The following is a 20,400-nucleotide window of genomic DNA, read 5'->3' as shown; positions in this document are numbered from 1 at the left end:
ACATGTTTATTTAAGCCCTCACTTCACTCCCTCGATATAACCAGTTGGAGATATTTTTACGTTAAGCAGGTTTTCCAAGACGGTCCTCATTGACTTGTCCAGCTCCACTGCTTCCCTCACTTCCTGGGAGGGGTCCTCCCCCCTCTCTTTCTTGAGGACTGCCATGAGTGCTAGGTAAGGGGCCTTCCTGGATATCTTTAAGGCCTCGTTAAGGTAAATTAACGCATCATCATACATGCCTAGGTAGTAATGACAGCTGGCAATCTCGTAGTAGTAGTCAGAGTTGTTTGGATCGTAGTGGGAAGCTATCTTGAATTCGCTCAGGGCCAGCTTATGGTAACCTAACTCAAAGTATATCTTCCCCTTAAGTTCGTGAAGTTTAGGATCTTCTTTTCTGAAGGCCAAGGCCCTATTGACCTCTGAGAGGGCGTCCAGCTTCAGCCCCATATTGTAGTAAGACGACGCCTTCATGATCCTGGCTTCGACGTTCTTAGGGTTTGTCCTCAGGACCTCAGCTAGCTCAAGGTTAGCGTCCTCGTACCTTTGTAACTTAAAGAGGACCCTGGCCCTCAAAAAGTGGTGCTCTGAGGAGAAGGGAATGAGTTCTAGAGCCCTGTTAACCTTCTCCAAGGCGTCCTCATATTTTCCCATACTCTCAAGGATCTCTGCTTGCCTGGTGAGCATCACGTAACTGTACGGGAAAATAGACAGCCCCCTCTCCAACTCCGTTAATGCGTCCTCATATCTCCCCAACATGACCATAGACTCCGCACGCATCATGAAGGCTTCAACAAGCTCCACACCGTCTAAGAGGTCTAGGACTTCTAGATATTCACCCCTGCGAAACATCTCATCAGCCTTAAAGAGTAAATCCTCTCCCATTGATGAATTATTCAACGTGAAAAATAAAAGCGTGTCTAAATAAGAGGCCTTAAGATAAGGGAAATATGTTTGACTGGATATATCGGTTTAATGAAATGAAACTTTATTTAAAATATAATGTTAAGCGTCTATCTAGATAAAAATGGGTCTGTTCACATCACCTTCTCCAGGAACGTCCTTCGGCATCCAGGCGCCCATAATACAGATAAACCAGTACCCTCTCTGGGGAGATTACGTAGCTCTAGCCCTATATTTCACGGAGATTGCCGGTATGCTAATGGCTATAATAGGGTTGATGGAAGTCAAGGGAAAGTTCACTTCCTTTAACAAGAGGGCATCGGTTGTCACGTTCATCGCTGCGGTGCTTGCTTTGGGATTTTTTGATATGGATCTAGGGAGACCTGCAGCTGCCTTGTCTTCACCCATAGAGGCTATTGCTAACTTCGGTCACTCGTGGATGGCTAGGGGTATAATTTTCGTTGGAGGTCTATTGCTCTTCTCCTTCCTATATATGGCTGTCTCATTGTTAAACATGAAGAACAGGCTGGTTAGAGGTGTAATAGCGGTTATAGGAGTTTTTGCTGGTATATTTTCCACCACCTACAGCGGATTCGAGCTTGCTGCTACTACTGGGGTTCCCTTCTGGAACAACGCTGGGATACCTGTACTTTATTTAGCGGACGGGATTTTCGCAGCCACAGGTTTAGCTTACATAGTCGCACTTGCTGGTAAGAACGAGGATGTTATAAGAGCCAGAGTTACCCTGTCAAAGCTATTGTTCTTCTCAAGCGTTGCCGAACTAGCCGCTTGGTTCTTGTTCATGGCTTCGGTAAACTTCATCTACGTGTTTGACCAGGTTGCCTACAACTATCTGATAACCTCAAGCTCTTTCCTAGCTGATTTGGGGCTTACTTCCCTTACCTTAGTCCTCTCAGGGATAGGCTATCTCTCCATTTCTGGAATACCCATGATGGGGATGAAGGGAGCAACGACCAGCAAGGCAGTGGGGGAGCTACCAGTCATGGATTTACCAGCAGTTATGAAGTACTTACTCGTAGTGGCAGCCATACTAGCCTTAGTAGCAGGCTACTTGACTAGGGCTGACGTGTTGTTCGCAGGGCAATACGCTTATCAGTTGGCTCCTCTAACACCTTTCCAAATAGTTACCAATCAACCCGTTCCTATAGGATCGTTTGGGTGGAGAGGTTAAGTTAAGCTATACTTTTCTTTTTTTTAGAAAAACGTTTTTACCTTTATCTTTTATCTTACCTACATTGAAGGACGGAATACCAATACTCTCAGCTTTGGAGAGCGCAGAGTCTACATCATACTCCCTTCCTATTACAAGCACCAAGACCTCGGAGTGTGTCACTTCTCCGAAAGCCTTTGTCGACTCCCACAGATTTGGGTACCACGGATCTGGTAACTCTACCTCCATGTCAAATCCTAGAGTCATGACCACGTCCTGTAGACCGTGAATTCCCGCTCTAGTTAGATTGAAGGCCCTCACATCACTGTCAAACACAAGTGCCTTGCCTGCCCTCTCCAAGGTCTCCTCAGAGAGCTTTATCAGATCTCTCAGAGGGAAACCACGTCTCTCAAAGTACTCCTCGGCTCCGTTCAGCGCTCTATAGAGGGCCTTCACCGGGACCAGTCCTCCAGGTCTATTTATCAGACCAGTGGCCATACCCTGTTCGACCCTTAAAGGAGGAGAGTCCCTAAACCCCCAAAAGAAACCCGCAACGTCGTGTTGTTCTACCCCATACCAGGTGGGAGAGTGGATTCCTATCGAAGTGCTCAGATAAGCCTTTAGCAGTTCTGAATTTCTCTCAGGTCTCAAAATGTCAACGAACGGCATTCCGTCTGCACCCAAAATTAACCTGCCTTGACCAGGTTCGGTCCTAAGTTCCTTCTTGAGAAGAGTCCTCTTGGTCGAGGGGTAAAAATTGCATGGACCCTCCTTCTCATGGCCTAAAATCAGACACTTCTCCAGTGAGATTGAACCGCCTAAACTTCCATCTGAACTTACATCCGCGCTTCCCTGAAGACCCCTTCTCATACAACCGTTCATTATTACCGTAGGGTGGAAACCCTTGTTCATTAATGTCCTGACGTTTCCCATGAAGTCCCTCATCTGGTTCCTTTTACCTCCGACTTTATCACTGAATTTATGAGAGAACACTTGTGGAAAATATGAACCCCTTCCTCCTTACAGTCAGAAGCCAAAGCGTAAGGTTCTCCGCTCTCATCGAAGCTAAGGACTACCTTACAGCCCGAGGGTAAAACCACGCTTGGGAACGTCTTTAAGATAAACCTAGCTAATACCTTCTTGCTCATCTCATCCAGATCCTTAGCTCTAGGTAACATCAAACTAATGGCTGAGAGTGGTTGATTGAAACATATGCTCATGGGCGAAATCTCGAATCGTCTTAGGAATTCCCTTAATGAATCTAGAAAATTCCTTAACTCTTCCTGTGACCCCTCGTATTTCCACGCTTCCTTCAAGTTCTTAAGGGAAGTCTCCCTAATTGTAGGTCTCTTAGAGAGATAGTAGGCCATGACCAGGCCCCTAGGGGTGATGTAGTACTCTTTGCTGTCCTTAGCGATCAACCCCATGGACTTTAACTTCATTAGAATCCTCCAAGAAGTTGAAGCTGGGATTCCAGATATTTTAGATAATTTGTAAGATGAAACGTGCATCAGTGTGACCATTAGCTCTATAACGTCTAAGTCGCGCTGATCGAGGAAACTCACATACATTATCATTGATATATTTCTCCAGCTTAAATAGTTGCTATTAGAATAAAATACTGTTAAGATTAAGCTTTATATTAAGATGATTAAAAAAGTATTAGGTTGCAATTTTGTCCCTTAAGCTAGTCATGCTTAGCTTTTCCCATTCCCAGAAAGTATTTCGGTTATAGACCTGAATAGATCAGGGTTTCCCAATACGATGAGGGTCTGTCCAGGCTTCAATCTCGTGTCCTTGGAAAAGTATGGGTTTAAACTTCCGTTCTCCACGATGACTATTGGTATGACTTCTTTTGGTAAAGAGGAAAGAGCGACCTCCTGCTTCACGTCGAAAAATCCCACGACCATGTCAGCCTTCCTTTCCATAGTGAATATCACTCCACCGACGTTCCTGGATATGGAGGCGGCAGCGGTTATCCTCCCAACTATATCCTCATACGGAATAACTTCATCTGCACCTGCCGTTCTAAAAACGTCTATAAGGGAACTTTGTTTAACTACACATATTGTGTTGAGGGGCGGGTTTATCCTCTGAACCTTCAAAGTGACCAGAAGCGACTTGGTGTCATCCTCCATGGCTATTACCACGGATGACGCTGAGGGAATCCCAGCACTCATCAGGTCTCTCTCATCCTCGGGGTTTCCAAGGATCACGTGATCTTCCTTGAGAGCTTCGAAAACCTCTTGGGATGGGGTAAGTACAATATGATCTTTTCCCAACTTCGACAGCCTCTGGGCTGCGCTAATGATTACCCTTCCAGTGCCGATCAACACTATGTGATCCTTCATGTGGGAACCCCTCCACCTTGCCCTCGCGTCCTTCCACGAGGACCTTCTGACTACAGTATTTACTACAGATTGTATTATGCTAGTATAAAGACCTACTGCCATGATGATGGTCACAACCAAAAGGAGCTTCTCCACGGAGGGCATTGCGTTTATGTTGGGTGCGTAGAGCCCAACTGTAGTTACAACGTTTACTCCGGCGTAGATTGCGGAGACCCAGTCCAAATGTTGGTAGTTCACGAAAATGACAGCGTTTGAGAACACCACTAAGGCTAGGAGAAAGATTTGAGGAAATATCTTCCTGAGAACAGAGTATGGTGCCACGATGAACTCAGCGATATCAAGTAGTGTAGATCTAAGGGACAATCAGGATCTCTTGAATGTCTTTTAGTCTAGTAAGTATATAATAATTTTTTTAGATAAGCTTGGAACTAGTTTAACAAGACTTATATACATGGATAGGCTATCCTAGCCTATGAAGTTTAAGCTGATAGCCCTTATATTAGTCCTAGTAGTTGCGTTAACTTTGGTCTATTCAATACACTTCTCCAGTTCTCCTCAAAAATCTGTAAATCAGAGGATAGTCTCCCTATCGCCCAGCGACACACAGATCTTATTGTCGTTGGGACTTGGTAAGGAGATAGTTGGGATGGATCAGTACTCGCTCTCCCTTCTGGAACTTGTCAACGGGACTGGTTACGTTCCTAAAAACCTTACCGTAGTCTCGCTTCCCCCTAACGTTAGCGGAATAGTTCTACTACGGCCCACCCTAGTGGTAGGGGAAGAGGGAATATTAGGAAACAGCGTGACTCAACTCCAGGAGGCTGGTCTGAACCTATTACTCACAAATAACGACTATGCGCAAAACTTCTCAGAGATAGAGGGCTCCGTTCTAAACCTCTCCACCGGCCTTGGGGTGAAGGGTGAGGGTGAGAATCTAGTGTCTTGGATGAACTCTAAGCTGTCCTCCTACGAAACTCACGGTAACACCACTGTAGCTTACCTAATCTGGGTGTGCCCAAATTACGAATTCTACTCCGCTGGGGGAAACGTCTTCATTAATAACATCCTGACACTAGCTGGTGGGGTCAACGTGTTTGGAAATTACTCTGGATATCCGCTCCTAGGGCCCTCATCCCTAATTCTTAGCGACCCGCAGGTAATACTCGTTCAAGAGATGTACAACCTAAGTTACACCTATTACATGGTGAACCACATACCTGGGATACAGGGCACCAAAGCCTATAAGGACCACAGAATCTACGTCCTCTCTCGAAACCTCCCAACCGACTTAATGAATGAGCCAGGTCCTCTATCGGTATACGGAGTTGGACTTATGAGTCAAATTCTAAAGGGCAACGCCCCAAGCTACGTTAACACTTCTTACGTCATGAGAGAGTTGAACGTCACTATGCCGGTGTTCTGAATTGAGGTGGCTCATACTCCTTTTACCTCCCGTACTTATCCTGGGGGTAATGTTTGGGGAGGTTTACATACCACCTCAATACATTCTACATCCAACTGGGGTATACGGTGAGATACTACTGGACATAAGGTTACCAACCGTGGTTGCGTCAGCGCTGATAGGAGCTATCCTCGCAATATCCGGTGCAGTAATGCAGCTACTCTTTAGAAACCCCCTAATGGATCCCTACGTGAGCGGTACGGCCTCAGGGGGAGCCTTTGGGGCTGTGCTATCCTACTTTCTTCTGGCCTTTAACCTACCCTTTTATTGGGTAGCTTACTTTTCTCCCCTGGTGGCCTTCGTCTTCTCCATGGTCTCCACATTACTTACATTAGCAGTTGGGAGGAGAACCGGAGTTTACGGGATGGTTATTGGAGGAGTGGTGGTCTCATACATATTCTCCTCTCTGGTAACAATTATGCTAACCGAGTTGACACTGAGGTTCCCTCAGGTCCCACCTCTTAATTTCTGGCTCCTAGGGGAAATTGAGGTAGTCGGGTGGAGGTACGACCTGGTTTTAGCCCTTTTCCTCTCCCTAATCTTCCTGGTGGGGATTAGGACGTCTCGTATGATAGACTTAAGCTCAGTAAGCGATGACATGACGTTGTCGAAGGGGGTGGACCCTCAGAGGTTCAGAATCATGTGGGTGATCCTCATTAGCCTCGCTGTAGCATTCATTGTTTCCATTGCCGGAATAATAGGATTTGTGGGAATAATTGTGCCACACATCGTCAGGACTTTCGCCTCAGGAAGTGCTACGAGACTAGTACCTTACTCTGGGCTACTGGGGATGATAATCATGATATCAAGTCAGATCGTCTCCAACGGGGTTTTAGGCTTCAAGATTCCTCTGACCGCGATAACCTCCCTAATGGCATCTCCCATAATCGTTATGGTCCTGGTGAAGGGAATTGCTTATTCAGGGAGCTAAGGTAAAGGTAGGGGACAGATTAATCCTGTCAGATTTCTCTCTAGAGGTAAGAAGGGGCCTGAACCTAGTTATAGGACCCAACGGAGCAGGGAAGACTACCCTCCTAAGATCAGTGATAAGGGCTCTCAACAGCTTGCAAGGTATGGAAAAGGGATATGTTCCTGCGGAGTTCTTTTCCTCAGACATTCCAGTGGAGGACATTCTTCTTTCTGGGACGAGAAATAAGCTCGAAAAATATAGGCAATACGTTGAGCTCCTCGACGTAGGCAAACTCTTCGGGAAGAGGTTCTCCACCTTAAGCACAGGTGAGAAGAGAATGGTCCTGATCTGCAAGGCTCTTACGGAAGGAGATTTGATCATCATGGATGAACTTACGTCAGGACTAGACCTCAAGAACCAACGGAAGGTACTTGAAGTTATAAATCACCTGAAGCGAAACAAGACCTTCCTAGCATCTACCCACGACCTACAATGGTTGGGTTACGCAGATTACGTGACCTTAATGAAATCTGGACAGATAGTCCTTCAATCGACGCCAGAGGAAGTTACCGAGGATTTATTGGAAAAAGTTTATGAGATTAAAATAAAAAGGGTTGACTTTAAGGGAAGACCCCTGTTTTTAGTAGATATCTAAGCGTAAAGGACGTAGTTAGGATAGACCTGGTAGAGGGGTATCGCTATTACCCATCCGTAACTGTTGGTCAAGTACATGGTGCTACCTACAATCACTGGATTTACTATTCCGAACCTTCCTCCAACATAATACTGCTGGAGTACCTCTCCTGTCTTAGGATTAAGGACGTAAACGTTTGGTCCACCCACGACCCACAGCAGATTGTCGTAGTAGGTCGCCCCTCCCCTAGGACCTCCTGGCGCAGATGGTGGCGTCGATATCCCATTTAACCTGGTCTGCCATAGAATTTGACCAGTCTTTATATTAATTGCGTACTCTTTGCCAAGGGAAGGTGCCCCCACGTAGACGGTACCGTTGTATATCGTTGGAATTGCTCCCTTGAATGCAGGTGGAGTGTAACCTCTTCCCAGGTTAGTAACCCAGAGAACTTGTCCGGTCGTAGCGTTCACACCCACAACCAAGGTGTCAACAGTGCCGTTAGGCTCAGCGTTGGCGACCGTACTCTGAACCACTATACCTAGTTGCTGATCTACTGCAGGTGGGACATCACCCATTCCGGTATTAAACGGTCTATTTGGTGAGGGTAAAGTTGCGTTCCATACTTCCTTGCCATTAAGTCCATCCACAGCTACCAATAGACCGAAAGGTTGGCTGAGGCTGGTGAAACCTGCTATGAAGATTGGCGTCCCATTAGGCATAACGTAATAGTTTACGCTGCTCATACTATCGAAAAGGCCTGGCATTGAGTCCATCCACAGGACCTGTCCAGTGGTGGCGTTTACTCCTATGAATTCTCCACCTCCGTCGGAGTACGCTAAGATACCATCGTAAACGGCTGGCGCAGGCATGGCCTCGCCCATGGTAAACTTCATCCAGAGCAGTTCACCGTCCGTAGCATTGAACGCATATATCGCTCCATACGCCATTCCCCTGTGTATTGAGGAGAACTGACCTTTTTCGTAATGTACGAAGTTGGCGAAGTTGAACCCAACGTCGCCCACAGTCACGAACACTATTCCGTTATAGACTATGGGATTGTTCATAGCGTAACTAGCCAAACCAGTTGCGTACCAGACTACTTGGCCATTTAACGGATTCACTGCAAAAATACTACCAGGGCCGCTATCTTCTTCCACAAAAAGGAGATTATCAGCAAGGGTGACTCCCAAGGGTTCTCCGACCATTTGAGTTAACATCACCAAAGCGGATCTAGTACCCATCACATTTGCTCCAGGTAACATGTTCTGAGGTGCAGACAGAGGTATGAGAGCTGCACCAGCCATGTGGGCGAAGTCCTGTTGCCACACCACTCCCTGGATTAGTTGAGTGCACGTTGTGGTGAAGGCAGCGTTGTGAGATTGACCTCCATTTGTAACCTCCCATGAAGTTGGAAGACCTAGGTTTAAGTTCGTGTAGTTCCCTGGATAATACACTACCTTAACCTCATAGGGGAAGTAAGTAGTGTTATACATATCGTAAGTCCTTACAATGGGTTGAGGTATTGGTGTGATGACCTGAGAGAAAAACTGCATAACAGGAGAGCCCAAGAACGCTCCCAATAAAAACACCGAGACGACCATTATACCTAAAATTACTTTCTTCATTGTATGTTTAGGTTTACTAATATCTTTATAAATATAAGGGGTTTATAAAATATTCTATTTATTCTTGTTAAATTAAGGAAAATAATCATTTGGACTTATATATAGACTTTATATAAAGATTCTTAGATGTATAAACTTAACCTTGATCCAATCCATCCTCTATATCTAGTTATAACATTAGGAGAATATTTTAAAGAGATTAATTCCAGGGCGGATGATGGAGATGATACGAGTCCTTATCTCGTCGTCCTAACCGGATAGGGAGCTCAAATTTTCCGTCAAAATCGGCCTGCTCTCTTAGCCCTAGGGTAAGGCTTGCATCGACTTTGTTATCTAATGCCCTTACTCCTCATATATCTTAGATAGAGTTTCGAGGAATGTGAACAAGGGAAAAGACCGCACTCACAAGATCCACCAACTATTTTGTTGTTCATTAACTCCAACTTGACTCTGTAGCCTCTCAAAGAACACTTGGCTGGAACTACACCCTCCACATACACTTTGCCATTTTCCAAATGAACTATCATGTGTAGAAATAGACGGAGGAGTATAAGAGCTTATGAATACAGGAAGTAAAGTGTAAATCCTAAACTCGAGTTCTATTACGACACGTATATCCAGAGATTTAGTCAAACATGGTTACGTTCCGTTGATTAATTGACCGCTAATGTCTCTTGGATCCTTAGCACCTGGTCCCTCTTCAACTCCTCCTTTATCTCTGAATAAAGGATCGAGAGGCCTAATAATATCGCTCCGTACAAGTCGTTAAACTCAATTGTCGTAATAGAGTTTTTAGAAATTTTATTATAAAGCTCTTTCATCATTTTCCTGATAATAATTGCGTCTTCCCTATCCTCTCCGTTTAATAGGTATGCCAGGACACTGATCATGTATATGGCTGATTTCAGTCTGTTAACGAACTCATCGGTAGATTTTATCTCGGCGGAGCTCATGATAATTTATATATTAACACCGGTCGTTATATACCTTTTCCATATCTCTTTTAAGAAGAGGTACTCTTTTATAGCCCATATTCTGAAATTTTTTGAATAATTTCAAGATCTACCATGTAAAACCTCTTATACTGAACACTCCATAAAAAATAAAATGTCTATAAAATTGAATAATCACAAAACCTTCTGTTCTTGTTCAGAATATCCTTAGCTAAACTTGAGTTTAAACCAAATCCAATGATACCACTACTTGGAATTGGATTTTAAACTGCTGTTATGCTTGAATCCAGATTTAAATAGTAGTCATAAATTATCATAACGTCAGAGTCAGGCTCCTGCAGTCTCGCGCTATTTACGTAATTTCTTGCCTGAAGCATGCTCTCCACTAAACAGACGTTGATTCCAGCTTTCCCATCTGTAATTCTAAATATGGTACATGGCTCAAGAACTCCTGTAATTTTCCGTATTTCTCTTGAAAACATTGAGAACATAACTAATCCTGCCTTGGATACGTCTAAAACCGGAAAGACAGAATAAACGCCTCTCTTGGCCAATATTCTTAATCTCTTGGCTACTGTCTTAGATGGCATGCCTAGCTTACTTCCGATCTCACTCTCAGTAGCTCTAGGGTTTTTTGAAAGTTCTGCTAGGATCCTAAGGTCCAGAGGTTTTAGGGGCTCCAAGGACTGTTCCGGAACATACTTAAGCCTCGCCTCCCCCAGAGCTGCGGACATCTTATCGATTTTGTCATCTAGATCTCTCAAGCTGCTTCCAATCACGCCATATACATTCAACCACTCCACACACTTAAACTTCAGAAATATCCAATCTGAATCGAAGTCCCTCTGATTTATGAAGGCAACAAACCCGTAATACTTAGAGACAAAGGAAGGAGTTATAAAAACCCTGTATCCTTTCAATATACCGTCTTCCTCTAGCTTCTTGAACCTATAATTTAGGGCTGGTGGAGTTAGGTTCAGCTCCTCAGCTAACTTCCTTTGACTTACCCTACCATCTCGGAAAAGTGAGTAAAGTATCTTCCGATCTGTCTCGTCCATTTAAACCTTGAAACTAAATTGCGTATCTCCAAATTTAAATCGTTCTTTTAAACAAGAGTGCTGATTATAAAAAGAAAACTGACTTCCTCCCACTATTAGAGGGTTTCCCTCATCGGTTCAGAGTTACATCCCTCATGTGAGGGCAGTCGAGAGGAAAGAGAACCCTTACCATACACGTTCATGACTGCGATTACGTCACGATCGTTCTCATAACCACTTGGACAAGGGAGTACCTATGTCCTTCCTCTTCCATTTCTTTCCCGCACTTTGGACAGTGAGAGGAGTAGTGAGGGTCTACGTACACTACCTTAAGCGCGTGCTCCCTTGCAACTCTGCCCACTACTGCAGTCTACGGTACTGCATGAGGCAGAGCACGTCTGTGAACTCAGGGGTCGTCTCTTTACTCTCCTGATGAGGTCGTTAAGGTCATCAGGGCGATGGCAGAGACGTTTAATGAGTTAACTGCTTTGACCACCTATTTACCTAGCTGAGTCCTGGTGTTTCTAGCTCTCTTGTGGTGAGACTTTGACCTGCGTAGGATTCTGTCATCTTTCCACCTTTTTAGTACTTCTGTAGTGACTCAGCTGATGACTTGTTGTGGTGGGCGTCCTCCAAACATGTTGGTATTCTGACGTACTTTTCGTCGTCTTTACCTAGTTCGAGTTCAGCCATGATGTCGTCCTCGACACAGTCCTTAACTCCCTTTCCACCCCTTGAGGAAGGGGACCTTCAAGTGGGCTTTTCCATTCCTCAGCATTAACCTACTCCCTCATTTGCCAGTCCTTGTACTCCGGTAATTCCCTTGGATAACCTTCTATTACGGTTCACCAACTCCTGCTACCTTTACGATCTTTTTTCGAAGTCGGTTGAAGAGATAGGGTTGGGTTAACCATACAGAGACGTTGCGGATCGTAGGGTACCTACCGCATGGGCTGTTTAACCAGGATTTGTATACTGCGATGACGTCGCTATAGCAGTCTTGGGCAGGTTTAGAGGGTAGATCAGACCCTATTAGAGTCTCGTAGTACCCTTGTATGTCTTTCAACAAGTCCTCTGTTCTACTTTCCGTTGACCAAGAGAGGACGAAACGGAGACCTTTTTCGTAACTAGATAAGAGAGCGAGCGGGGGGTAGGGAAAACCCTCATTGGAACTGTAGTCTGATTTCGTTCCCACTCTTTTTGGCCCTTCTATCCATAAGACGGGTAGGAAAGAGTTTTATACCCTTTGTTATCCCCGCCCTAAAGGGCGAAGCTTTCCCCGACTTTGTAATCGTCAATTTATTTTTGAAATGGATTACCAAATCCTATTAAATTTTCACCACAGTATCAACAAAACTTTGCCTCAAGGACTAAATTATCCCCTTTTAAAGACTTAACTTCTGCCCCCATTTCAAGGAGAACCTGATGAAGAAGGGGGGCATAAATCCTATCTAATAGGGTTTTACTTAATATAGTTGTAAAAATACTAAATGCTCCGCAGTTCCCTTCTGTCTTGACGACAATGTTCTGCTTGTTCTGCATGGGAGTAATGGTGAGGAAAAACCTCTTGAGAGTGTTCAACTTAGCATTCACGTCCTTCTCGCCGGTATCCAAAAAATAGTGCTTAAACAGGGATGAGTACGTTGAAACTATATCTTCAGCTATCTCAGGGTTTTTGTCCACAATCGTCTGCAACACGTGAATAGGTAAAGGTATGAAGCCCATAACCTTCGAATTGTAGAAGTCCCTCAACAAGTCATTCCTTTCCTCAAAGGTTTGTTCAGGGGAGAGTTTGATGAGGGTTATGAGTGACTCCAGGGCCTTGTCGATGAAGTCCTTCCACCCGGCCTCCTTTGGGAAACTCCCCCTTTCCATCATAGTTTTCATAAGTTCCCTGAGCTCGCTCTCCTGCCTCCCTCTAACAGGTAAGAGCTTAAAGTGAAGGGGATCCCTCCCGTCATCGTTCTTTTTCCTTACCATTCTATATCAACTTGACTGGAAGGAAATAGACTTTTTCCCTACTAGTTCGTAGTCTTTAAGGATTGCTTGACACCGTCTATCAGCAAGTAAATATCCAAACCAACGAATACAATGACCAAACTAAATTCAATCCAGATTTGGACTGGGAGGTTCATGTATAACTGTTATTACTGTATTAATTTTAAACAAATTGACTTCAGGAATATACAAACTGCAGCTCTAACCCTGATGGGTTACTTAAAAATTATACATATGTATACAGCTATTTACGCCTTTTCTGGGCCAAATAGGATGACGCTACCCCTACAAAGTAAAGGGTCGACAACGTAACCCCAATTGTGGTCTCTATGACTCCTCCCGTGGTACCTGGTGATATAAACCAAGCTATGATGAACGCTCCCAGGACACCGTACCTCCAGTTTCTCCTCCAACTTTCGGCTTTCACTACCCCTGCCATAGTTAACATGGTCATTATTAAGGGGTATTCGAAGCCTAGACCCACCGTTAGCATGAGCGACATCACGGTATTGATAAATGCTCTCAGGCTAAGTGTGGGCTCAACACCTAAAGAAGTAGTATATAGAAGTACGAACTTCATCATTACAGGAATAATGATAAAATACGCAAAACTAGAACCTGCAGCAAACAGAACGAAGGCTGGAAGTATTAGGGACTTAGCCATCTTTTTTTCGTTTTCGTAAAGCCCAGGTGATACAAACCCCCATATCTCATGGATTATGATAGGCATAGCTATAAAAAGTGAAAGGAAGAAGGAAACGTAAGCCGCTGAAAACAAAGTATCAAAGGGGTTTAAGTTCAGTAATTTTAGTTGAGGTGGGAGTTCAGTATGTATAAATAGCCTGATAAAATATGAGGAAATACTGTTGAAAAGATTGGGGTATAGGATAGGGAAATTAAATCCGTTGAAGGACACTTCCTTAATCCCGAAGAAGAAGAATATCACGAAGGCCGAAACAAGCGATATTAGAGCTCTCCTAGCCCTGTATATAAGCTCATTCAAGTGTTCTAACAGGGGCCTCTCTCCTGATTTCTGCAGCTCGCTAGTTTTTTCCGTCACCCTTCTTCAACCTCTCAAGTTCCGCTTGCATCCTCCTTATCTGTTCCTCTAGTTGTTTGATCTTCTCTTCCTCAGACGTTTTAGGGAGGTTGTAGAGTGGTCTTACCATGGGCCCAGAATTAGAGTTAAATGAGAGGTCATTCCTCACCTCCTGCGTAATATCACCGGTCTCAGATAACTCCTTCATGAGCTCCCTCTTGAATTCGTCTTGCCTTTTCCTAAGTTCACTTAGGGTCTTCCCAAGATTTCTCACCGTACCGGAGAGATTCTTCTCCCCGCCAAGCAGCAGTATAGCTACTATTACCATTATAAGGGCATCACTCAGACTACCTATCATTTGTTAGCCTCCCCTCCCCCTTCCTAACTTACAAACAAAAAATTACGCCTACTTTACGTGACCTCTATAATGGCTCACTGAGTTTTTTGCTGTTTTTTCATTTCATCTAGCTGTTTTTGTAGATCCTTTATCTGCTTCTCTAGGTCCTCGGGACTAGCCGCTTTCTGTTGATTACTTTGTGGCGATTGATAGGTTGAGGCTGGTGGCTGATTCTGCATCTGGTTTATTTCCATTTCAGCCTCCATTCTACCCTTCTTAAACTCACCTAAGGCTTTACCCATGGACCTGAACAGCTCTGGTATTTTGCTGCTCCCCACGAAAAGCACTAGTGCTACTATAATTATTATGGCTATATCCGACGGGTTAATTGCGACCATTATATCACGTTATATAAAATATCTAACCAGTTGTTTAAAAACTTTCTTTTTTATAATTTCATCTCTCTCTTAAAGCTTCCATGTAGAGTGGGCTACATAATTGACCCTCTCGTATTGATTTGAACCAGTTGGAAAGCACGTGTTAATCTTTAGGGGTCTGACTCACACCTTATCTGCTGTCTCGTTGAAGGCATTGCGACGTGTTTTGTCCTTACGTTGATATCTTTCCTTATTCATGGACTTATAGGCCGTAAGAAAGACTAGAATTGACGGAGGCTCACCCTTTGTGGAGTCGTATTCCTTGTCAGGACTTCAAACCCATCCTTCTGGATGAGGAGAAGGTCTAAGATACAGACTTTAATACTTATAAAATGCTGTAATTTCACGGAAGCCCTGTATCCCTTGACCTGTAGTTTGTCATGAAAGAGTTAGCCAAATTTAGAGCAATCTCTTCCTGATTGCGCCTAATCTGGTTATAAAGTGAGAGAGCAAAGGATATCCTTTTGAAGGCTTCATTCAACTCTCTCCATGAGAAATTGGTTAAGATGGAAGATATTTCCAAACCGTCCTGTCCTTCCACGTACTTTACTCCAATATCTGCAATGATATCATTAACTAGATCCCTCCCCATGAAATTCTCCAACATTAAGTCGGCCGTGATAACTCTCCCTTCCCTAACCCTCAGGGTCAGGTAGTCTCTCCACACGTTAGGTTTCATCAACACTTCCCTCAACATGTCGATGGAGGTAAGCCTGACGTCTAGAGAGTTTAGGACTTCTCTAGGAATCATTTGGATAGGGAAGAGCAGAATGGCGTAGCTTTCAAAGTCCTTTGCTAGGTAATCACCCTCCTTCCCTGTTAACCTTAGCCAGTTATCCTCCTCTATGACCCTATATCTCAATGTGGTCTCCCTAAAAGTGAATGGATTTAAATGGAGTTCTATCCTGAAGTCTTCAGCGGTGGTCCGCTCATCACAACTCATGCAGTGCTCGACCTCATCACTGTGAAATAGTAATTGATCCTCTTAATCAGCTTTATCCCTTATGTCATTTCATCCATCGTGGGGTAGAACGTCATCATCCACAGGACATCTAAGCGAGCCTGTAAAAAATTTTTTCCTCACCATGTGACAAATTTCACAGATATGGTGATAATTAGCAGATCCTTTGTTTACCATGAGAGAGAGGGTCTTGATGTCGTCCATCAGCTCCTCGTCCTTTGATATCATCTCTATTAGAGGGTTGGTTGAATAGTTGTACTTTGATATTGTAGTTGTCGATACGCCCATCATCTTGGATATCCTTGAGTAAGATACCCCCATTAAAAGTAACTCCTTGACTATTATTGACCGTATGGCTGGCACCACTTCCTTAGATCCTACCTCGCAAGCCAAAGGCATAACGAGTAGATATCTATGTTACCTAATTAAAGTTATCTATAAATGTGGTAAAATGTGTACATTAAACCCCGTTAAAGAGTGTACTCCCTATCCCTCCAAACTACGTTCCTCTTCTTAAAGTCTAGCAGTAACTTCAGCCATCCATAGTAGAGCCCCACAACGGAAAGGATTGAGGGTATTAATGAATATTTTCCCAATTTCCTTGACCTCGCAAAGTTCTTTAAAACCCAGAGGAGCAAAGGCGTAAGGAACACGAAGTTTAGGGTAAGTAAGAAGATAGCTAGAAGAATTAACATAAAGGACCCGATGACAATGAAAGCCTTTGCCCCCCTCCTGGAGTATTTTACGATGGTAATTACCTGTCTTGAGGACCAGGACCACAGATTGTTCTCGTCATAAACGTTTAGAGGTATGGACTTGGCTTGAAATGCGATTTTCCCTCCCCTTTCTTTCACGATCCTGGTCAGAGTGCAATCGTCGCACCATTCTTTTGACAGTTCCCGGATTACCGTCTCATCAAAAAGTTCCCGTCTAAAGGACATTGATCCACCCCACAGGAAAGTTCCACCGAGCCCCTGGGACTCATATCCCAGAGTCCAGAAACCGGCTCTAATTAGGTTCCCCAACGATAATCTTATGGGAACAGGCCACGAGAAAGTAGTCACGGCCATGTTTTTATCCAGATTCCCGACCATAGTTCTCAACCAGTCCTTGGGGTAGATCGTGTCTGAGTCCCCAAACACTATGACATCGTTAGAGGACTCCAACAGACCGGTAAGTTGGGCCCTTATCTTCCCGCTACATTTAGAGCACGGATAGTTCGTTAAGACAACCTTTACTCCCATGCTCGACAAACGCTCAGCCAGATCCGGCTGATCCGGATCCACTACAAATATGACCTCATAATTGCCAGGGAAGTCTTGATCCTTAAGGGAACCTACGGTTTTCTCCAGCAGGGGTTCACTCCCCCTTATCGGTATTATGACAGAGGCTGAGGAGATGAAGTTTCCGTTGTACCTGAAGAAGGACCTCTCCTTCATTATCTGAAGAATTAACAGCACATCGGCAAGCACTGGTAAAGCCATGAGAGCTAGAAAAACTTCCTGCATTTTCCCTTCCCTTTCGCCCAATCAACCTAAAAGTTTAAGGTTGGCCGACCTCCTTTCCGCCCTGAAGGGCGAGGTTTTCCCTTCCATTTATAAAAGAGATGGTAGTCATTCTAATGAACAAAACTTAAGTTAGAAAATATATATCTAAAAACTTTAATTATTTACATGGAATGCGATGCTGCAGTCATCCTGATAAAAAGTAACGACGGAAAGCTACTTATAATAAAAAGGGCTGAACAAAAGGGAGACCCTTGGAGCGGTCATATGGCCCTCCCAGGTGGTCACAGGGACGGTCAGGAAAGTTGTGAGGAAACTGCCTTGAGAGAAGTTAAGGAAGAGGTTGGGCTTACTCCAAAGAACATCCAATTCCTTGGAATTTATTGGCCAAACAACAGAAAGGATCTACACGTTGCGGTATACCTGGGCGAAACTGACAGTACTGACGTGACCCCAGACAATGAGGTAGCCAAATACTTTTGGATAGATCCAAAGGATCTCGTGGATCAAGGTGGACGTTACGTCTACTCCGGATACGTCATTTGGGGGATGACGTATAGGATTATTAAGGACTATCTCTCAGCCCGGCAACGATCAAGTCATCAATTCCAAGCCGTCGACCAGTCATCACTTGAGGAATAGGTTCTCGTACTCCTTTACATATTTTACGCTTTTCTTTACGTCAACGAAGAGCCTCGACGCCTCCCTTACGTCATCCGCCTTAACTACGTTTCTACCGGCTCTCTTGGCTACGATTAGGGAAGGTTCCAGTAGCTGGATAGCGTACCTTAGACTCTCTGATTGAGATAGATTGGTCAACTCCTCTAGGGCCGACTGGTCCAGTTCAACGTCAAGCTCCTCTGCCCTTATGGAAATGATTTCCTTGCTTTCCTCCTTGCTGTAGGGTCTCGTGGTAATTATGAGCAACCTGTCCAGTAAGTCTAACGGCATGCCGTGGGGAGCTTCTACCTCGGCGCCCCTTATTTTAGTGGTACCCCTGTTTGTGGCAAGAACCAGGATAGGCGCAAGTTCGGCCTCTAGGGCCTTGGTTAGGAAGGAGAAGGTCTCCATGTCCAGCATATGTGCGTCATCAATGAAAAGGACTCCAGGAATTAGCTCACCGTTCCCCTTGCTTATTAAGTCCTTCACGTAGCTGTCTACCTGTTTCCTAATGTCCTGGCTTATTTCCCTTTCACTCCATAACGAGAATAACGCGGTGATGGAAATGCTTTGAGCGGCCAAACTTAGATCTAAATCATAAAGTGTGAGAGTATTTGTAAGTTCCTTTTCCTTCTTTACTGGACCGCCTGGGATTTCCACAGACCTCACTGAATCTATATCGTAGCTCTTAGCTCCCTCGATCTCCTTAGCCCTTCCCACCTTAACTACGTTTCCGGTCTCTGCGTCTATCCATATTACGTCTCCTTTCCTTATTCCAAGCCTGTTGAACTGCTCAGCTATGGACTCCCCAGCTGTGAGGGTTTTCTCCTCGTCCTTGGTGGCAAGTTTGATTTCGGCCTCCCTGGGCATCTGAACATACGGGTTAAGCTTACTTCTCGCTACCTTCATCCTCACTTCCTTTACCACTCCTTCGTAAACCAGTCTCCTCTGTCTTACCCTAACACCTATGGACTTTCTTATGGCCTGAGTTAGGACTTCAGTCTTCTTTAGGTCAACTGAGTAAATCTCAGAGGCGTTGAGAGTATTAAAAGGAGTGTCTTCGCCCAGCTCTCTAGCTATTCCCACGGCGAGGGCAGTTTTCCCTGTACCTGGGGGACCTACAAGTAGGATCCCTTTCCCTGCCATCTTACCCTGCTTAATAAGTTGAACTACTACCCAAGCAGCTTCCCTTGCCTCAATCTGTCCCACTAGACCGTTAGCCTTGAATTTAGGTTTTCCGCTCTCATCAACGCCTAGACCAGAGATGTGACTATGTATACTTGCCCTTTCCTGAGATTCGATCTTCCTTACCTCCCTTATTTCCGCCATGGGACATCGAATATAGTTCTGCTGTGATACTTTTGAATTTAACTCTTCTCTTTACTTGAAATGTACTAAGCCTGATTCCGCTAAAGTTCGCACTGGCATAGGGACGTCTCTGCTAGTTAGCTAAGATGAACTTTACAGTGTGAAATGGACTAGAATCGTGGCCACCTCGACTTCCAAAGCTCTCTAAATCACAATAGTTACATTATTAACGTTAAGTTAGTAAATCTTAAAAGTCAAAAATCCCTCCTGTCTCTATGCCCATCAAAATCGATGAACTTCCATGCTCAGCCAAGCTGGTCTTCAAAATCCTTGAGATAAGGGGGAAGGCTACCTTTCAAGAACTAAAGACTGAGGCGAGAATTCCTGATAGAACTCTTAGGGAGGCCTTGAGAATTTTGAGGGAAGCACAGCTGTTGGATATAGAACCCTGTCTAAGTGACGCCCGTTCTAAGGTGTATACACTAAGCGGGGTATGCATGTCGCTAAAAAGGGGGTAGTTAAAGGGACTTTCTTCATTTTCAACAAATTCTCAGACTGATGGGAACTGCTATAAATATCTTTCTATCATTAGAGCTATGTGTATATTTATAACGTTTCTTAAAAGGTACAGGTAAGGGTTTGTATAGTTTCATTTGAATCAAGAGGAGAAAGGTATTTAAAAATTTAACATTACAATTACCTATGTCACATAGTAATTACATACGCGTTACTAAGCCCTTCATAGTCGAGGAGGGGACTAAAGTGTCTGATCTTGTTAGGGAGCTGAAAGGGAGAGGAATCGATATTGTCCTCGTTGTGAGGAAGGGGACACCAATTGGGTGGCTGAGCACGAAAAACTTGGATAGTCCTGAAAGACTAAGTTGTGAAGTCCAGGAGATCATGAATAGAAACATTATTACGGTCAACGGAAATGAGGATCTGCTTGATGTTCTAAGTTTGATGATAAAGAACAAATTGGACTGTCTACTCCTCATGAAGAGGGGTAAAGTGGAGGGAGTTATTACTGTTAAGGACGTCTTATACGCAATCCAGAAAAATGCTGAAACCGTTTCAAGCCAGACTAGTTGAAGAGTACTCCTCCTTTTGACCTA

At 44.3% G+C, this 20,400-nt stretch carries 24 protein-coding genes; 7 read left to right on the top strand and 17 right to left on the bottom strand.

Annotated features, from left to right (window positions below):
* Positions 1-18 precede the first annotated feature (18 nt).
* Complete coding sequence (locus GWK48_RS09520; protein ID WP_174631729.1) at positions 19-882, bottom strand: tetratricopeptide repeat protein; 864 nt, start codon at positions 880-882, stop codon at positions 19-21.
* Between the two features lie 142 nt (positions 883-1,024).
* Here GWK48_RS09520 and nrfD point away from each other — a divergent pair, with 142 nt between their 5' ends.
* On the top strand, positions 1,025-2,092 hold the full coding sequence (nrfD, locus tag GWK48_RS09515; RefSeq protein ID WP_174631720.1) for an NrfD/PsrC family molybdoenzyme membrane anchor subunit: 1,068 nt from the start codon (positions 1,025-1,027) through the stop codon (positions 2,090-2,092).
* A gap of 6 nt (positions 2,093-2,098) precedes the next feature.
* Here the strand turns inward: nrfD and GWK48_RS09510 are convergent, their stop codons facing one another.
* The 3 genes from GWK48_RS09510 to GWK48_RS09500 form a co-directional block, all read right to left on the bottom strand.
* Positions 2,099-3,064: a hypothetical protein gene (locus tag GWK48_RS09510; RefSeq protein WP_174631718.1), complete on the bottom strand. Its 966-nt coding sequence runs from the start codon at positions 3,062-3,064 to the stop codon at positions 2,099-2,101.
* Positions 3,013-3,642 carry a hypothetical protein gene (locus GWK48_RS09505; RefSeq protein ID WP_174631716.1) on the bottom strand — a complete coding sequence of 210 codons (630 nt, stop codon included), beginning with the start codon at positions 3,640-3,642 and terminating at the stop codon, positions 3,013-3,015. Before GWK48_RS09505 ends, GWK48_RS09510 begins: the two co-directional genes overlap by 52 nt.
* Before the next feature lie 126 nt (positions 3,643-3,768).
* Complete coding sequence (locus GWK48_RS09500; RefSeq protein WP_174631714.1) at positions 3,769-4,785, bottom strand: potassium channel family protein; 1,017 nt, start codon at positions 4,783-4,785, stop codon at positions 3,769-3,771.
* Between the two features lie 109 nt (positions 4,786-4,894).
* Between GWK48_RS09500 and GWK48_RS09495 the strand changes: the two genes are divergently transcribed.
* Genes GWK48_RS09495 through GWK48_RS09485 form a run of 3 tightly spaced genes read left to right on the top strand, consistent with a single transcriptional unit; the run spans position 4,895 to position 7,449 of the window.
* Entirely contained in the window at positions 4,895-5,845 is a 951-nt protein-coding gene (locus GWK48_RS09495) for an ABC transporter substrate-binding protein (RefSeq protein WP_174631712.1), read from the top strand.
* 1 nt (position 5,846) lies between these two features.
* Positions 5,847-6,815, top strand: coding sequence for a FecCD family ABC transporter permease (locus GWK48_RS09490; RefSeq protein ID WP_174631710.1), 969 nt, complete (start codon positions 5,847-5,849; stop codon positions 6,813-6,815).
* Positions 6,796-7,449 (top strand): ABC transporter ATP-binding protein, encoded by a 654-nt coding sequence (locus GWK48_RS09485; protein WP_174631708.1) that lies wholly within the window; start codon positions 6,796-6,798, stop codon positions 7,447-7,449. The genes GWK48_RS09490 and GWK48_RS09485 overlap by 20 nt, the downstream gene beginning before the upstream one ends.
* Here the strand turns inward: GWK48_RS09485 and GWK48_RS09480 are convergent.
* From GWK48_RS09480 to GWK48_RS09425, 12 genes are all read right to left on the bottom strand, one after another.
* The gene (locus tag GWK48_RS09480; RefSeq protein WP_174631706.1) at positions 7,446-9,053 is read right to left on the bottom strand and encodes a PQQ-binding-like beta-propeller repeat protein; all 1,608 of its coding nucleotides are present in this window, start codon (positions 9,051-9,053) and stop codon (positions 7,446-7,448) included. The genes GWK48_RS09485 and GWK48_RS09480 overlap by 4 nt on opposite strands.
* 329 nt (positions 9,054-9,382) lie before the next feature.
* Positions 9,383-9,580, bottom strand: coding sequence for a hypothetical protein (locus tag GWK48_RS09475; RefSeq protein ID WP_174631704.1), 198 nt, complete (start codon positions 9,578-9,580; stop codon positions 9,383-9,385).
* A gap of 126 nt (positions 9,581-9,706) precedes the next feature.
* Positions 9,707-10,006, bottom strand: a complete 300-nt coding sequence (locus GWK48_RS09470; RefSeq protein ID WP_174631702.1) for a hypothetical protein — start codon at positions 10,004-10,006, stop codon at positions 9,707-9,709.
* A gap of 263 nt (positions 10,007-10,269) precedes the next feature.
* Positions 10,270-11,064, bottom strand: coding sequence for an Lrp/AsnC family transcriptional regulator (locus GWK48_RS09465; protein WP_174631700.1), 795 nt, complete (start codon positions 11,062-11,064; stop codon positions 10,270-10,272).
* A gap of 190 nt (positions 11,065-11,254) precedes the next feature.
* The gene (locus GWK48_RS11510) at positions 11,255-11,404 is read right to left on the bottom strand and encodes a zinc ribbon domain-containing protein (RefSeq protein WP_246263796.1); all 150 of its coding nucleotides are present in this window, start codon (positions 11,402-11,404) and stop codon (positions 11,255-11,257) included.
* A gap of 986 nt (positions 11,405-12,390) precedes the next feature.
* Complete coding sequence (locus tag GWK48_RS09455; protein WP_174631698.1) at positions 12,391-13,023, bottom strand: hypothetical protein; 633 nt, start codon at positions 13,021-13,023, stop codon at positions 12,391-12,393.
* 262 nt (positions 13,024-13,285) lie between these two features.
* Positions 13,286-14,101 (bottom strand): twin-arginine translocase subunit TatC, encoded by an 816-nt coding sequence (gene tatC, locus GWK48_RS09450; protein WP_174631696.1) that lies wholly within the window; start codon positions 14,099-14,101, stop codon positions 13,286-13,288.
* Complete coding sequence (locus tag GWK48_RS09445) at positions 14,085-14,438, bottom strand: twin-arginine translocase TatA/TatE family subunit (RefSeq protein ID WP_174631694.1); 354 nt, start codon at positions 14,436-14,438, stop codon at positions 14,085-14,087. Before GWK48_RS09445 ends, tatC begins: the two co-directional genes overlap by 17 nt.
* Before the next feature lie 74 nt (positions 14,439-14,512).
* Entirely contained in the window at positions 14,513-14,815 is a 303-nt protein-coding gene (gene tatA, locus GWK48_RS09440) for a twin-arginine translocase TatA/TatE family subunit (RefSeq protein ID WP_174631692.1), read from the bottom strand.
* Between the two features lie 382 nt (positions 14,816-15,197).
* The gene (locus GWK48_RS09435) at positions 15,198-15,797 is read right to left on the bottom strand and encodes a hypothetical protein (protein WP_174631690.1); all 600 of its coding nucleotides are present in this window, start codon (positions 15,795-15,797) and stop codon (positions 15,198-15,200) included.
* Positions 15,798-15,866: 69 nt separating this feature from the next.
* Positions 15,867-16,214, bottom strand: a complete 348-nt coding sequence (locus GWK48_RS09430; protein WP_174631688.1) for a transcriptional regulator — start codon at positions 16,212-16,214, stop codon at positions 15,867-15,869.
* 71 nt (positions 16,215-16,285) lie between these two features.
* A complete protein-coding gene (locus GWK48_RS09425) occupies positions 16,286-17,323 on the bottom strand; it encodes a glycosyltransferase family 2 protein (protein ID WP_174631687.1) in 1,038 nt (345 codons plus the stop codon).
* Positions 17,324-17,488: 165 nt separating this feature from the next.
* Here GWK48_RS09425 and GWK48_RS09420 point away from each other — a divergent pair, with 165 nt between their 5' ends.
* A complete protein-coding gene (locus GWK48_RS09420; RefSeq protein WP_174631685.1) occupies positions 17,489-17,962 on the top strand; it encodes an NUDIX hydrolase in 474 nt (157 codons plus the stop codon).
* On the opposite strand, the gene GWK48_RS09415 is transcribed toward GWK48_RS09420, so the two are convergent.
* Complete coding sequence (locus GWK48_RS09415; RefSeq protein ID WP_174631683.1) at positions 17,948-19,309, bottom strand: RuvB-like helicase; 1,362 nt, start codon at positions 19,307-19,309, stop codon at positions 17,948-17,950. The two genes, GWK48_RS09420 and GWK48_RS09415, sit on opposite strands and share 15 nt — an antisense overlap.
* 254 nt (positions 19,310-19,563) lie before the next feature.
* Between GWK48_RS09415 and GWK48_RS09410 the strand changes: the two genes are divergently transcribed.
* Positions 19,564-19,806, top strand: a complete 243-nt coding sequence (locus GWK48_RS09410) for a hypothetical protein (protein WP_174631682.1) — start codon at positions 19,564-19,566, stop codon at positions 19,804-19,806.
* A gap of 184 nt (positions 19,807-19,990) precedes the next feature.
* Positions 19,991-20,377, top strand: a complete 387-nt coding sequence (locus GWK48_RS09405) for a CBS domain-containing protein (protein WP_174631680.1) — start codon at positions 19,991-19,993, stop codon at positions 20,375-20,377.
* Positions 20,378-20,400 lie beyond the last annotated feature (23 nt).

It is taken from the genome of Metallosphaera tengchongensis, from assembly GCF_013343295.1.
GTDB lineage: Archaea > Thermoproteota > Thermoprotei_A > Sulfolobales > Sulfolobaceae > Metallosphaera > Metallosphaera tengchongensis.
This window is presented reverse-complemented; position numbering and strand designations above follow the sequence as displayed.

What these genes read in the sequence shown, in the direction of transcription:
- GWK48_RS09520 (WP_174631729.1), bottom strand. Translation starts at nt 882, where the DNA reads ATGGGAGAGGATTTACTCTTTAAGGCTGATGAGATGTTTCGCAGGGGT.
- nrfD (WP_174631720.1), top strand. Translation starts at nt 1,025, where the DNA reads ATGGGTCTGTTCACATCACCTTCTCCAGGAACGTCCTTCGGCATCCAG.
- GWK48_RS09505 (WP_174631716.1), bottom strand. Translation starts at nt 3,642, where the DNA reads ATGTATGTGAGTTTCCTCGATCAGCGCGACTTAGACGTTATAGAGCTA.
- GWK48_RS09495 (WP_174631712.1), top strand. Translation starts at nt 4,895, where the DNA reads ATGAAGTTTAAGCTGATAGCCCTTATATTAGTCCTAGTAGTTGCGTTA.
- GWK48_RS09480 (WP_174631706.1), bottom strand. Translation starts at nt 9,053, where the DNA reads ATGAAGAAAGTAATTTTAGGTATAATGGTCGTCTCGGTGTTTTTATTG.
- GWK48_RS09475 (WP_174631704.1), bottom strand. Translation starts at nt 9,580, where the DNA reads ATGATAGTTCATTTGGAAAATGGCAAAGTGTATGTGGAGGGTGTAGTT.
- GWK48_RS09470 (WP_174631702.1), bottom strand. Translation starts at nt 10,006, where the DNA reads ATGAGCTCCGCCGAGATAAAATCTACCGATGAGTTCGTTAACAGACTG.
- GWK48_RS09465 (WP_174631700.1), bottom strand. Translation starts at nt 11,064, where the DNA reads ATGGACGAGACAGATCGGAAGATACTTTACTCACTTTTCCGAGATGGT.
- GWK48_RS09455 (WP_174631698.1), bottom strand. Translation starts at nt 13,023, where the DNA reads ATGGTAAGGAAAAAGAACGATGACGGGAGGGATCCCCTTCACTTTAAG.
- GWK48_RS09445 (WP_174631694.1), bottom strand. Translation starts at nt 14,438, where the DNA reads ATGATAGGTAGTCTGAGTGATGCCCTTATAATGGTAATAGTAGCTATA.
- tatA (WP_174631692.1), bottom strand. Translation starts at nt 14,815, where the DNA reads ATGGTCGCAATTAACCCGTCGGATATAGCCATAATAATTATAGTAGCA.
- GWK48_RS09435 (WP_174631690.1), bottom strand. Translation starts at nt 15,797, where the DNA reads ATGAGTTGTGATGAGCGGACCACCGCTGAAGACTTCAGGATAGAACTC.
- GWK48_RS09430 (WP_174631688.1), bottom strand. Translation starts at nt 16,214, where the DNA reads ATGCCTTTGGCTTGCGAGGTAGGATCTAAGGAAGTGGTGCCAGCCATA.
- GWK48_RS09425 (WP_174631687.1), bottom strand. Translation starts at nt 17,323, where the DNA reads ATGCAGGAAGTTTTTCTAGCTCTCATGGCTTTACCAGTGCTTGCCGAT.
- GWK48_RS09420 (WP_174631685.1), top strand. Translation starts at nt 17,489, where the DNA reads ATGGAATGCGATGCTGCAGTCATCCTGATAAAAAGTAACGACGGAAAG.
- GWK48_RS09415 (WP_174631683.1), bottom strand. Translation starts at nt 19,309, where the DNA reads ATGGCGGAAATAAGGGAGGTAAGGAAGATCGAATCTCAGGAAAGGGCA.
- GWK48_RS09410 (WP_174631682.1), top strand. Translation starts at nt 19,564, where the DNA reads ATGCCCATCAAAATCGATGAACTTCCATGCTCAGCCAAGCTGGTCTTC.
- GWK48_RS09405 (WP_174631680.1), top strand. Translation starts at nt 19,991, where the DNA reads ATGTCACATAGTAATTACATACGCGTTACTAAGCCCTTCATAGTCGAG.